At 65.4% G+C, this 13,333-nt stretch carries 7 protein-coding genes and 1 tRNA gene; 2 read left to right on the top strand and 6 right to left on the bottom strand.

What is annotated here, in order from left to right; all coding sequences use genetic code 11:
- Nucleotides 1–197 precede the first annotated feature (197 nt).
- Nucleotides 198–659 (bottom strand): SymE family type I addiction module toxin, encoded by a 462-nt coding sequence (locus tag PG878_RS03560; protein ID WP_311186019.1) that lies wholly within the window; start codon nucleotides 657–659, stop codon nucleotides 198–200.
- Between the two features lie 157 nt (nucleotides 660–816).
- Nucleotides 817–1,362 carry a hypothetical protein gene (locus tag PG878_RS03555; RefSeq protein ID WP_311186018.1) on the bottom strand — a complete coding sequence of 182 codons (546 nt, stop codon included), beginning with the start codon at nucleotides 1,360–1,362 and terminating at the stop codon, nucleotides 817–819.
- Between the two features lie 642 nt (nucleotides 1,363–2,004).
- Between PG878_RS03555 and PG878_RS03550 the strand changes: the two genes are divergently transcribed.
- Both PG878_RS03550 and PG878_RS03545 read left to right on the top strand, forming a co-directional pair.
- On the top strand, nucleotides 2,005–3,177 hold the full coding sequence (locus tag PG878_RS03550) for an ImmA/IrrE family metallo-endopeptidase (RefSeq protein WP_244672706.1): 1,173 nt from the start codon (nucleotides 2,005–2,007) through the stop codon (nucleotides 3,175–3,177).
- On the top strand, nucleotides 3,174–3,644 hold the full coding sequence (locus PG878_RS03545) for a PIN domain-containing protein (RefSeq protein ID WP_244672707.1): 471 nt from the start codon (nucleotides 3,174–3,176) through the stop codon (nucleotides 3,642–3,644). Before PG878_RS03550 ends, PG878_RS03545 begins: the two co-directional genes overlap by 4 nt.
- A 134-nt stretch (nucleotides 3,645–3,778) precedes the next feature.
- On the opposite strand, the gene PG878_RS03540 is transcribed toward PG878_RS03545, so the two are convergent.
- The 4 genes from PG878_RS03540 to PG878_RS03525 all read right to left on the bottom strand — a co-directional run bounded on the left by PG878_RS03540 (nucleotide 3,779) and on the right by PG878_RS03525 (nucleotide 12,903).
- Nucleotides 3,779–3,854, bottom strand: a tRNA-Ile gene (locus tag PG878_RS03540).
- Nucleotides 3,855–4,211: 357 nt separating this feature from the next.
- Nucleotides 4,212–6,395, bottom strand: coding sequence for a 1,4-alpha-glucan branching protein GlgB (glgB, locus tag PG878_RS03535; protein WP_209032153.1), 2,184 nt, complete (start codon nucleotides 6,393–6,395; stop codon nucleotides 4,212–4,214).
- Nucleotides 6,392–9,745, bottom strand: coding sequence for a maltose alpha-D-glucosyltransferase (treS, locus tag PG878_RS03530; protein WP_209032154.1), 3,354 nt, complete (start codon nucleotides 9,743–9,745; stop codon nucleotides 6,392–6,394). The genes glgB and treS overlap by 4 nt, the downstream gene beginning before the upstream one ends.
- Complete coding sequence (locus PG878_RS03525) at nucleotides 9,742–12,903, bottom strand: maltotransferase domain-containing protein (protein ID WP_209032155.1); 3,162 nt, start codon at nucleotides 12,901–12,903, stop codon at nucleotides 9,742–9,744. The genes treS and PG878_RS03525 overlap by 4 nt, the downstream gene beginning before the upstream one ends.
- Nucleotides 12,904–13,333: the final 430 nt, after the last annotated feature.

The following is a 13,333-nucleotide window of genomic DNA, read 5'->3' as shown; positions in this document are numbered from 1 at the left end:
TCTACGATGATTTGGGCGGCCAATCGCCGCACAACTTCCGCATTGCCTACCGGGGCAGCGGATGCCTAACGTATGGGAGGCAACCTCCGTTCAAGGCGCCGACGTGTAGCGACGACGCGACCGGTACGCGTCATCTCCACCGTCAAGCGCTTCGGCTCACGGCCCCGCCCCGGCAACCCACCTTCAAAACCGAGCAGCTACGGCGCCACCTTACACCTGCGTCGCTTCTTCGCCACAGGCGGCGGCGCCGGCACGATCGTAATCAGCAGGGCGCCATTGGCCATCGTGATCCGCACCTTGCCACCCACCGCAAAGCCGATGCCTTCCAGCCATAGGCCATACAAGCGCAAGCTCGGCACCTGCCGCCCGACCCGCATGCCATTGCGCTCCACGTCGTAGTAGCGGTAGCCGATGGTGCATTGCTTGGGTGGGCGAGGGATCGAGCGTCTGGGCGCGGCGACCTTGTCGGCATCAAGGCAGACGGGCGGCGCCGACGCTGCACCGGGCAGCGGTTCGGCGGCAATTGCCCCCAAGGGGTCGGGCGATTCGAGCTTGAGCCAGCAGGACTGGGGCTTGGCGGTGCGGCGAGGGGATTTGGTCTTTGAACGAGCGGCAGCACTACCGGGCATGACGTCCTCCATTTGAGTGGGAGTCGCCAAGTGATTTCGGGAGACCAAACCAGGCTACGGAATTTGCCGCGGCGAATGGATAGTCGCTCGAACCAAAAGAGCTATCAACACTTAAAACAAGACGCTTGTAGAAAAATGCATAAGATCGCGTCGGCGCGGATTAGTCAACCTCACCCAGATATCGATGTCAGAGGGCGGAACTGTGTAGGCCGCGCCGATCACAGATTTCGATGAATTCGCGTTCGCCCACGGGCGAGCTTGGGCAAGGGGTCCACTCTTTACGAATCCCAACCAAATACTCCAGCCGGTCATGGAAGAGCTTAAATCCCTCGATACTGTCTTCAGCCCTCACAGGCAAATTCGACTTGAAGCCCGGGTGGAACACACCTGCAGGCTCCGCATTGAGATAAGTGAACTGCGCCAGCGTCCCGCCAGCTTGTTGCTGGACTGTCACGGTGTACCATGTAGCTCCGTCGGCACGGACACCTGAGAAGGAAGTGGTATTACCAACGTAGCCGATGCCCCTTGCCATATAGCTGTAGCTGTACCTGGCCCGAACCTCGTTCTCCAGGACTTCCACGCGCATCTGTCCGGGGGAAAGCGCAGTGAATTCCTTCGCTGCAGCCACTTTCAACTCGGCGGAGGTCTTGCCAGGATAAAACCGGACGGATGCCTCGTTCTTTTCGGGGGCTGCCTTCTTCTGATTTGTTGCACAGCCGCTAATGACTGCCATGACACCGATGACCGCAAGCACTCGCACGAATTTCGTTCCTTAGGCTAGTGACCGACGTTTTACAGCATCACCCGCAGTGCCGGCTCTCCCGACGGATGAGGCACGGCATTGTACGCGAAGCGCCGGAACTCCATCGTCCTGGCAGACCATGCCGCAAATTCCGCCTTCGACGCTCGGCAATTCAAGCTCCCGCGCAAGGTACGCCACCGCTTTTTTGGGGATTTCGTTCTCTTAGGGCAGCCGCTCGTTCTCTCGCTGCAGCTTGGCCAGTTCATCCGGGTTGGCGTTGGGCCGGCCACTGCCGCCAAAGGCGCCAGCGCCCTTCGCATCGAGATCCGTGGCCCACTTGTAGAGACGGTTGCGCGGGGATGCCTAACTCCCCCGCGATCACGGCTGCTGGCCGATCTCCCGCCTTCCCGCTTGAACTACGCCGTGAACCGCTGCCGCTTCTGTCGAACACCTCCGTGCGAGGATTGTCCTCGCTCTGAGGTGTCCGAGTTATAGGGAGTGGCTCAACCTGACCCCAAGATCCTCAGGACCGGGCGTTCGGCGCCGTCCTAGACAAGCACAAGGCCAGTCGCAATGCTTGGGACTGGGCAACAGCACCCTGCGAAGGCCATACTGGTCCCATGGAGAATAGAGATGGTTAAGACAATAGTCGCCGTTCAGCCGTCAGTGATGCGCTGGGCACGCGAGTCCATCGGCATGTCGGTGGCCGATGTCGCTTCGCGCCTGAAGCGACAGACTACTGAGATTGAGTCTTGGGAGCGCGGTGACACTTCTCCCACCTACGCTCAACTAGAAATGCTGGCTTACGACCTCTACAAGCGTCCCCTTGCGGTTTTCTTTCTTCCAGCTCCGCCCAAGGAAGCATCTCCCAAACAAGAATTTCGTACGCTTCCTGACGAAGATCTCGCGAAGCTAGATAGGGACACCTATCTTCATTTACGCAAGGCGCGCGCCTACCAGCTAGGACTGAAGGAGCTTTACGAAAACAATAATCCGGCCCATTCCAAAATATGGAATGAGGTAAGGCTAAGTATTGGCGATGACCTTGTATTGAAAGCTCATCATATCCGCTCCGCACTTGGCATTGATAGCGAAATGCAAGCCTCTTGGGTACGGGACGAGGATGCGCTAAAAGCTTGGCGTGAAGCCATTGAGAAGTCCGGAATATTCGTCTTCAAGGACAGTTTCAAGCAGGCCAATATTTCTGGATTTTGCTTGAGAGACGATGAATTCCCACTAATTTACATCAACAACAGCACCACAAAGACTCGTCAAATTTTTTCGTTGCTGCATGAACTCGCACATGCACTTTTTTCCATCAACGGCATATCAAAGTTTGACACCGCGTACATCAACGGCTTGCCCAAACAGGAGCAAGCCATTGAGGTGTTCTGCAATGCAGTAGCCGCCGAGGTATTGATTCCTTCTGCGCTTTTTAACCAACGCACGGAAAGAGCACCTCAACACGTCGATAGCCTCCCAGACTCATTCTTTTCAGAACTTGCGCGCGCATTTGGGGTAAGTCGAGAAGCAATCCTCCGACGCTTTCTTGATCGAGGCAGAGCAACCAGGATATTTTATGAGGCCAAAGCCCTTGAATGGACTCAACAGAAGAAGGAAGGCCCCGGTGGAGGTAGCTGGTACGCGTCAAAGGGCGCATACCTCAGCGACAAACTGCTAAAAGAAGTTTTTTCAAGACATTTGCGTGGTCAACTAAGTCAGGAAAAGGCAGCAGACTTCCTGGGAGTAAAGGCGTCTCAGGTACCCGGTCTCGAGGAGCTCGTTTTGCGAAGGAAATCGCAATGATCTATGTCTTCGACACCAGCTCATTCAGTAAGCTAAAACATTACTACCCAGGTGTATTTGCAACACTATGGGCCGGATTAGACAGCATGGTAAAAGCCGGATCCTTGCTTTCAACAAAAGAAGTCAGGCGAGAACTTCAGAGCGGCACACCCGACCCGCATGTTGATGGGTGGATCGCGAAAAACGGCCACATCTTCACCACTCCTTCAATGCATGAGCTGCAGATCGTAGCCTCAATCCTGGCGGTCAATCATTTCCAAAGTATTATTGGTGAGAAGCAGCGACTGAAAGGCACACCTGTAGCCGATCCGTTCGTAATAGCTGCGGCAAAAGCGCGCGCAGGCGCGGTAGTAACCGAGGAGTTATTCAAGGAAAAGTCCGCAAAGATTCCCAACATCTGCCAGTATTTCGACGTCCAATGCATCACCCTTGAAGGCTTCATGGCACAACAAGCGTGGACCTTCTAAGCTGACGAAGAAAATACAAGCGGCTCATTCCATCGACACCCAATTAACTAGCTTGACGGAATCAACGGGTCAATTGCGCACCTGGCGTCTACTCATACTGAAGAGCGCGCGGCGCAACACCGCTTGTATGTTGATGGTGGGCCCACCAGGATTCGAACCTGGAACCAAAGGATTATGAGTCCTCTGCTCTAACCGTTGAGCTATAGGCCCGGACGCGTCCGGAGCGGGCGGGCGATGCGTTGCCGCCGGCTGGCGCCTCTGGCGCGCATGCAGAGGAAGGCGCCGAGGCGGGCGTGAGTTTACCGGTCGGGGTGGTGGGCTGTCTGCCTGGGGCGGTAGACGGGGCCGAGAATTGCGCTCGGCCTGTGGGCCCAGGGCGTTAGGCACCGAGGACTGCACCTGATCGGTGCGAATCCTTGGCATCTCCTGAGGTTGCGGCTCAGGTGCTGACAGCGGGTTGGGACAGCGTCGGGACTGAAGTCCCTCCCACAACAGCCTGCTCTGTCCGGGCAGCCGGCTCTTTCCGCGCTCTAGCCGCGGCCCCTTTGCTTTCTCGCCCTACTCGCCCTACTCCTCAACCCCCAACACCAGCACCGCCAGCGGCGGGATGGTCAACACCAGCGACGCCGGATGCCCATGCGCGCCAACGTTCTCGGCGCGCACGCTACCGCCATTGCCGGTGTTGCTGCCGCCGTAGATCTCGCTGTCGGAGTTGAGCAGTTCGCGCCAACGGCCAGCACGCGGCACGCCGATGCGGTAGCCGTGGTGCACCTGCGGGGTGAGGTTGGCCACCACCAGCAGCGGGGTATCGCCGCTGCGGGCCTTGCGCAGGTAGGCGAACAGGCTGTTGCCGGCGTCGTCGCCGATGACCCAGGCGAAACCTTCCGGTTCGTCGTCGCGGGCGTGCAGCGCCGGGTGTTCGGCGTAGAGGCGGTTGAGGTCGCGGACCAGGCGCTGGATGCCGCGGTGGTTGGGCTGATCCAGCAGGTGCCAGGGCAGCGCGGCGTCGTGGTTCCACTCGGTGGGCTGGGCGATTTCGCAGCCCATGAACAGCAGTTTGCGCCCGGGGTGGGTGTACATGTAGCCGAGGTAGGCGCGCAGGTTGGCGAAGCGCTGCCAGTCGTCGCCGGGCATGCGGCCAAGCAGGGAGCGCTTGCCGTGCACCACTTCGTCGTGGGAGATGGGCAGCATGAAACGCTCGGAATACGCGTAGACCATGCTGAAGGTCATCTCGCCGTGATGGTAGCGGCGGTAGATCGGGTCCAGTTCGATGTAGTGCAGGCTGTCGTGCATCCAGCCCATGTTCCACTTGTAGTTGAAACCCAGGCCGCCGTGGGCGAGGTCGGCGGTGACGCCGGGCCAGGCGGTGGATTCTTCGGCGATGGTCATGGCGCCGGGGGCCTGGTCGGCCACCACCTGGTTGAGCCGGCGCAAGAAGGCGATGGTCTCGTAGTTCTCGCGGCCGCCGTGGATGTTGGGCACCCACTCGCCGGCGTTGCGGCTGTAGTCGCGGTAGAGCATGGAGGCGACCGCATCCACACGCAGGCCATCGACGTGGTAGCGCTGCAGGAACTCCAGAGCGCTGGCGATCAGGAAACCGGAGACTTCGCGACGGCCGTGGTTATAGATGAGGGTGTTCCAGTCGCGGTGGAAGCCTTCGCGCGGGTCGGCGTGTTCGTACAACGCGGTGCCGTCGAAGTGGGCCAGGCCGTGCGCGTCGGTGGGGAAATGCGCCGGCACCCAGTCGACGATGACGCCAATGTCCTCGCGGTGGCAGCGGTCGACAAAACGGGCGAACCCTTCCGGGCTGCCGAAGCGCGCGGTCGGCGCGAACAGGCCCAGCGGCTGGTAGCCCCAGGAGCCGCCGAACGGGTGCTCGGTGACCGGCAGCAGTTCGATGTGGGTGAAGCCCATGTCGGCCACGTAGGGGATCAGCCGCTCGGCCAGCGCATCCCAGTCCAGCATGCTGCCGTCGTCGGCGTGCATCCACGAACCAGCATGCACTTCGTACACGCTGATCGGCGCCTGCGGGGCGTGGCGGCGCGCGCGCGTGGCCATCCAGGCGTCGTCGCGCCACTGGAACGGCGCGGGGTCGGCGACGATGGAGGCGGTGCCGGGCGCCAGTTCGGCCTGGCGCGCGACCGGGTCGGCCTTGGCCGGCAGGTCTTCGCCGCGGGGGCCGCGCAGGGCGAACTTGTAGCGCGCGCCGGGGCCGACGCCGGGCACGAACAGTTCCCACACGCCGGCCTGGTGGCGCAGGCGCATCGGGTGGCGGCGCGCGTCCCAGCTGTTGAAGTCGCCGATCACCGCTACGCGCGAGGCGTTGGGCGCCCACACCGCGAAGCGGGTGCCCTGCTCGCCGTCGACTTCGACCACGTTCGCGCCCAGCGCGTCGGCCAGGTGCAGATGGTGGCCTTCGCCGATCAGGTGCAGGTCGAAGTCGCTCAGCTGCGGGCCGAAGGCGTAGGCGTCGGCGGTGTCCTGCTCGCCGCCTGGCCAGCGGATGCGCAGGCGGTAGCGACCCTCGTGCGGCAGTTCGGCGTGGAAGAAGCCTTCCAGTCCTTGCTGCAGCGGCACTTCGCTGCCGTCCTCCAGCACCGCCAGCACCGCATCGGCGCCCGGCTGGTAGCTGCGCAGCACCCGCGCATTGCCGAGGCGATGCACGCCCAGCACGGCGAACGGGTCGCCATGGCGAGCAGTGGCGAAGGCGCGTTGCGTCGCGTCGTCCCAGACGTGGACGGCATCACTCATCGAATCGACTCCTGGGGCGCGGGAAAGCGGTCGAGTATGCGCAACAGTCCCTGTATGGGCACCATGATCCATGCCGGGCGGTTGGCGGCCTCGTAGCGAATTTCATAACAGGCCTTCTCGATCAGGAACAGCAAGGTGGTGGCCTCGAACGCGGCCGGCGCCACCCATGGATGCGGGCTCGCATCGAGCACCGCACGGTAGGCCGACAGGAACGCAGCGCTGGCGCGGCTGCGGAACGCGGCCAGGAACGCCTCCTGCGCGGTATCCAAACCCGCGCCCACACGCGCAGCGGTGCCTTCCTCGCCGCGCGCGGAGACTTCGCTGGCGTAGTCGAGCGAGCGCAGGAAACCGGCGACGTCGTGCAGCGGGCTGGCCTTGGCGCGGCGTTCGTCCAGCGACTTGGCCGGTTCACCTTCGAAGTCGATCAGCACCACGTCGTCGAAGGCGACCAGGATCTGGCCGAGATGGAAATCGCCGTGCACACGAGTCAGCAGTGCGCCGGACAGCAGCGCAGGCGCCTGCTGCAACCAGGCGTCCACGCGCGGGCGTTCGGCCAGCAGGGCATCCACCGCCGCGTGTTCGGCCGGGTCGTCGTTGGCGTCGCGATGCGCGAGCAGGGTGTCCCACATCGCCTGCACTTCGTGCACGACTCCATCCACCACCTGCTGCGCGGCGGCGGCGTCCACGGCCTGCGGCGCGAAGGCGGGCGCGTCGCTGGGCTGCGCCAGCAGCGCATGCAGCTCCGCCAGGCGCCGCCCGACGATCGCCGCAAAGGCGTCGTAGCTGGTCACGATGTCCAGCCGTGCGGCATCGTCCTGCGCGGCGTCGTACTCCTCGGCGCTGCGCGACAGGTGATCCAGGGTCCAGCGCCAGGCATCGCCCTGGTTGCGCACGAAGCCTTGCAGCAGCGCGAGCGTGGTCTCGCTGCCGTCGGCCTCGACGCGGGCGACATGGCCCAGCAGCGGTGCGGCGTTGGCGTAGCCCAGCGTGGTGAGGCGCTCGCCGATCTCGATCTCCGGGTTGATGCCGGCCGAGACGCGCCGCAGCAGCTTGAACACCGCGGCATCGCCAACGATCAGCGAACTGTTGCTCTGCTCGGCCGACAGCCAGCGGATCTCCGGATCGGCTGGAATGTCCACGCGCTGCAATGCGGGCGTCGGGCAGAAGCGGATGCGTTCGGTGCCGGCATCATTGTCGGCCTCGCCATCCACGCGCAGCTCCGCCTTGTCGCGCAGCGCGGCGAGCATGCTCAGGGTGAAGGGCTTCAGCGCGAAGGCATCGGTGAGATAGCCGACCTCGCGGCCATGGCGCACGCGCGCCAGCGCCAGCTGCTCGGCCAGTACGCTGGGCTGCTCGCGCTCCCAGACGATGCCCAGCGGCAGGATGTACCGCTCATGCGCGCCATCGTCCAGTTCCGCCTCGATCTCCAGCAGGGTCAGGCCGTCGCCGCCGGACAGCGGCGTGCGCCAGGCGATGCGCACGCTGCGCAGCGCGCGGTCCTTGGCCGCGAACCAGCGCCGCGTGGACAGCCACGCCGGCAGGATGTCGCGCTCCAGCGTCGGCAGGTGCGGCTGCAGGCCGGCGCTGTCGGTGCCGCCGCGCAGCACCAGGGTCTGGTAATCGGGCAGCGGCACCGGCGCCGGCACGTGCCAGTCCGGCAGCGTGGCATTGCCGACCAGTTGGAAGGCGTAGAAGCCGAACGCCGGCACGGTGAGCAGATAAGTGAGCCGCCCGATCGGCGGGAAGCTGCCGCCCCCGAGAATATCCACCGGCACCCGGCCCTCGAATTCGGACAGGTCCAGTTCCACCGCCTGCAGCGTGTGCGAGAGGTTGGCCACGCACAGCACGGTCTCGTCCTCGTGGCAGCGCAGGTAGGCGAGCAGGCGGCGGTTGCCGGGATACAGGAAGCGCAGCGTGCCGCGGCCGAAGGCGCGGTAGCGCTTGCGCACCGACAGGATGCGCCGGGTCCAGGTCAGCAGCGAATACTGGTCGCGTTGCTGCGCCTCCACGTTCACCGCCTGGTAGCCGTACAGCGGATCCATGATCGGCGGCAGCACCAGCGCGGCGGGATCGGCGCGCGAGAAGCCGCCGTTGCGGTCGATCGACCACTGCATCGGCGTGCGCACGCCGTCGCGGTCGCCGAGATGGATGTTGTCGCCCATGCCGATCTCGTCGCCGTAGTACAGCACCGGCGTGCCGGGCATGGTCAGCAGCAGCGAGGTCATCAGTTCGATGCGGCGGCGGTCGCGCTCCAGCAGCGGCGCCAGGCGCCGGCGGATGCCGAGGTTGATGCGCGCACGGCGGTCGGCCGCGTAGGTCTGCCACAGGTAGTCGCGCTCGGAGTCGGTGACCATCTCCAGGGTCAGCTCGTCGTGGTTGCGCAGGAAGATCGCCCACTGGCAGCTCTCCGGAATCTCCGGGGTCTGGCGCATGATGTCGGTGATCGGGAAGCGGTCCTCGCGCGCGATCGCCATGTACATGCGCGGCATCAGCGGGAAGTGGAACGCCATGTGGCATTCGTCGGCGTTCTCGCCGAAGTACTGCTGCGTGTCTTCCGGCCACATGTTGGCCTCGGCCAGCAGCATGCGGTCGGGGTATTCGGCATCGAGCGTGGCGCGGATGCGGCGCAGGATGGCGTGGGTCTCGGCCAGGTTCTCGTTGGAGGTGCCCTCGCGCTCGATCAGGTACGGCACCGCGTCCAGGCGCAGCCCGTCCACGCCCAGGTCCAGCCAGAAACGCATCACTTCCAGCACCGCTTCCAGCACGGCCGGATTGTCGAAGTTGAGGTCCGGCTGGTGCGAGTAGAAGCGGTGCCAGAAGTACTGGCCGGCCTCCGGGTCCCAGGTCCAGTTGGACTTCTCGGTATCGCAGAAGATGATGCGGGTGCCGGCGTAGTCCTGGTCGCTGTCGGACCACACGTAGAACGCGCGCTCCGGCGAGCCGGCCGGGGCCATGCGCGCACGCTGGAACCAGGGGTGCTGGTCGGAGGTGTGGTTGATCACCAGTTCGGTGACGATGCGGATGCCGCGCGCGTGCGCCTGTTCGACGAAGCGCTGGAAGTCGGCGATGCTGCCGTAGTCCGGATGCACCGCCATGTACTCGGCGATGTCGTAGCCGTCGTCGCGGCGCGGACTGGGGTAGAACGGCAGCAGCCAGATCGTGTCCACGCCCAGGTCGGCGATGTAGTCGAGCTTGGAGATCAGCCCGGGGAAATCGCCGATGCCGTCGTCGTTGGAGTCGAAGAACGACTTGACGTGCACCTGGTAGATGATCGCGTCCTTGTACCAGCGCGCATCGCCGGCCGGTGCGCGCGGCTCGAGTTGGGGGGACGACGGCGCGGCGACATTCATGCAGGAACTCCGGCGCGGATGCGCCACAGGGAGAACGGCCGCGACGGATCGAGGCGGATGTGTTGGGTCTTGCCGTGCCAGGCGAAGTCGTGGCCGTCCCACAGGTCGCGCACGGCGACGCTGGCGTGGTCGGGCAGGCCCAGTTCCCACAGCGGCACTTCGATCTGCGCGTTCTGCGCCGCATGCGGGTCCAGGCTCACCGCCACCAGTACCAGGCTGCGGCCGCGCGCCAGGTGCGCGGCATCGAGGAACTTGCCGAAGTACAGCACCTGCTCGTTGTGCGCGACGTAGAAGCGCGTGCCCAGGTGCGACTGCAGTTCCGGATGCTGGCGGCGCAGCAGGTTGAGGCGGGTGATCTCCTCCACGATGTCGCCCGGGGCACGCTCCGGCCACACGCGCAACTGGTACTTCTCCGAGTCCAGGTATTCCTCCTTGCCCGGCAGCGGCGTGGCCTCGCACAGCTCGAAGCCCTGGTACATGCCCCACAGCCCGGACAGCGTGGTCGCCAGCGCGGCGCGGATCAGGTGTCCGCTGCGCCCGCTGTGCTGCAGGAACAGCGGATTGATGTCCGGCGTGTTGACGAAGAAGTGCGGGCGGAAGCACTCGCTGGGCGCGCCGCTGTTGAGTTCCTCGATGTAGGCCTGCAGTTCGGCCTTGTGCTGGCGCCAGGTGAAGTAGGTGTAGGACTGCGAGAAGCCGACCTTGGCCAGCCGGTACATCGGCTTGGGCCGGGTGAAGGCCTCGGACAGGAACACCACCTCCGGATGGCGCCCACGCACCTCGGCGATCAGCCATTCCCAGAACGGGAACGGCTTGGTGTGCGGGTTGTCGACACGAAACAGGGTGACGCCTTCGTTGACCCAGAACAGCACCGCGTCGCGCAGCGCGTTCCACAGCGCCGGCACCGCGCCGCTGGCGTAGAAGTCGACGTTGACGATGTCCTGGTACTTCTTCGGCGGGTTCTCCGCGTACGGGATGGAGCCGTCGGCGCGCCAGGTGAACCAATCCGGATGGTCGCGCAGCCACGGATGGTCCGGCGCGCACTGGATGGCGAAGTCCAGCGCCAGTTCCAGGCCATGCGCGGCCGCGGCCGCGCGAAGGCGGCGAAAACCTTCCAGCCCGCCCAGTTCCGGATGCACCTCGGTATGCCCGCCCTCGGCCGAGCCGATCGCGTACGGGCTGCCGGGTTCGCCCGGCTCGGCGGTCACCGCGTTGTTGCGGCCCTTGCGGTTCTTCTCGCCAATCGGGTGGATCGGCGGCATGTACAACACGTCGAAGCCCATCGCCTGGATGTGTGGCAGCCGCGCGATCAAGTCGTCGAAGGTGCCATGGCGCTGCGGATCGCCGCTCTGCGAGCGCGGGAACAATTCGTACCAACTGGCGAAGTGTGCGGCGCGGCGTTCGGCCTCGACCCGGAAGGTCATCGGGTATTCGGTGCGGAACGGTTTGGCGTCGGCGCGCGCCATCGCTTCAGCGGTGTCGGGTTCGAGCAGCAGTTGCGCCTTCTCGGCCAGGTCGTCGGTGCGGGCGATACGGGTGGCGATGGCTTTCAAGCGCGTCGCCAATGCGCCACGGCTGCGCCCGCGCGCCGCCTCGACCTGGGCCAACGCTTCCTGCACGTCCACCGGCAGCAGCGTACCGGCGGCGCGCTTCTTTTCCAGGTCGGCATGAGTCGTGGCGTAGACGTCGCGCCAGGCCTCGATGCGGAACTCGTAGCGACCCAGGCGCTGCAGCGGGAACTCGCCGCGCCAGCGGTCGTTGCCGAGCGCGCGCATCGGCGTGCTGGACCAGGTGCGCGCATCGGCAGCGCGCCACAACAGCGCCACCGCGATGCGGTCGTGGCCGTCGCAGAACGCATCGGCTTCCACGCAGACCCTGTCACCGACCGTGCGCTTGACCGGGAAACGCCCGTCGTCCACCGACGGCGTCACCGACTCGATGCACACCCGCGCCTCGCCGGCGGCGACCTCGGCCGGGGTGCGTGCGCGCGCCGCGGTCAGCACCGGGCGCGCCGGCAGGCTGCGATAGATGCGCACCTCGCCCGCTTCCAGCGTGCCGCCCTGCTCGCCCTGGATCGGCTCGCCATGGTCGCTGAGCAAACCTTCGCTGTCGCCGAGCAGGCGCAGCAACGCCGGCCCCGGCACCGGCAGCAGGTGGTCGCGGTCGCTGTTGAGCAGCACCAGCCATGGCGCGGCGTCCAGCGGCTCCACCGCCACGGCGGTGAGCGCGCCGTCGCGCAGCAGCGGGCGCAGCCGCAGCGCTGCGGTGGCGTCGGGCAACGACGCAGCCGGCGTGGACGCATCGCTCTCGGACGTCGCGGGCTGCGCGTGCTCGGGCTGCCCGTGCTCCGGCGACACGTCCTGCGCGGCGATCGCCCACGCGCCACCGAACGCGGCAGCCAGGCGCTGCCGCTGCGCGCGCGGCAAGGGCGGTTGCGTATCTGAAGCCGTCTCGTCGTCGACGGTGGCGACCACGCAACGCGCCAGCGCGCGCAGCGCGCTGTCTTCGTCGAAGAACCAGTCGCCGCGGCCGTCCCACCAGGCCAGCGAGGAGAACGCGGCATCGAAACCGGCGCCGGCCAGGCCGCGCAACGCGTCCAGGCCCAGCCCGGGCGTCCACGCCAACAGCCGCGCCTGCGGCGCCTGGGCGTGGACCCCGTCGATCAGCGTGCGCCACAACGGTGCCGGAATGCGCTCTGGCTGCAGCACGCGGAAGCCGGCCACGCCGCTGCGCAGCCAGTCGGCCAGGCGCGCACTCCACCACTGCGCCAGGCCCGCCCCTTCTTCCGCGGAGGCGAAGCGGCCCACCGCAATGTCCGGCGCGGCGCGTTCGGCGCGCGGATCCGGCAGCGCCGAACTGCGTGCGCGGAACCAGTGCGGATGTTCCTGCAGCAGGCGGCTGCCGCCGCCGATCTCGTCGATGCGCAGATCCAGCAGCACGCGCAGCCCATGCTGCTCGGCGCGTTGCAGCCAGTGGCGCAATTGTGTCTGGCCCGCCGCGTCGTCGGCTGCAGGGTCGTGAAGACGACCCTGCGCATCCTGCGCGAACGGATTGGGCAAGACGATGTGATCGCAGCCCTGTGCCTGCGCCGCCGCCATGGCCGCGTCCAGCGCAGCCGCATCGTGAGGAGGAAAGGAGGACAGCAGGCAGACATGCATTCGGAAGATCCCGTTCGACGAATGAGAAGGACACGTCGCCTCTGCGCGCCGTTGCCGGCAGCGCCGATCGCGCCGTCGCATGGCAAAGACACCGGACCGGGATGGGCCTGCACGCAGTCGCGCCTCCAAAGATCGCGACGGTGCCGGCGCACCCGGTCCGCGCGATGCGATGCAGCCGCGCTACAAGACCACGATCGCCGCAAATGGAATGTGTGGATGACATTAAATACGCGTGCATGTGATGCGACGCGGGGTGGCAGGGTATGGCGGCACACGCCGCGAGACGCCAGGCGCGACGCAAGACACAGCAAACATTCACGCGGTGCTGACACTCACGCGTGCGTGCACGCATCGTGTCTGCAGCGAGCATTGCATCCGCCGTGCGCAACGCACGCCGCGTGCCGCTTTCTCCGTAGGAGCGGCTTCAGCC

This window comes from Xanthomonas hawaiiensis (assembly GCF_031834635.1).
Classification (GTDB): domain Bacteria; phylum Pseudomonadota; class Gammaproteobacteria; order Xanthomonadales; family Xanthomonadaceae; genus Xanthomonas_A; species Xanthomonas_A sacchari.
The sequence above is the reverse complement of the archived record's forward strand: the minus strand, read 5'-3'. Positions and strand labels throughout refer to the sequence as shown.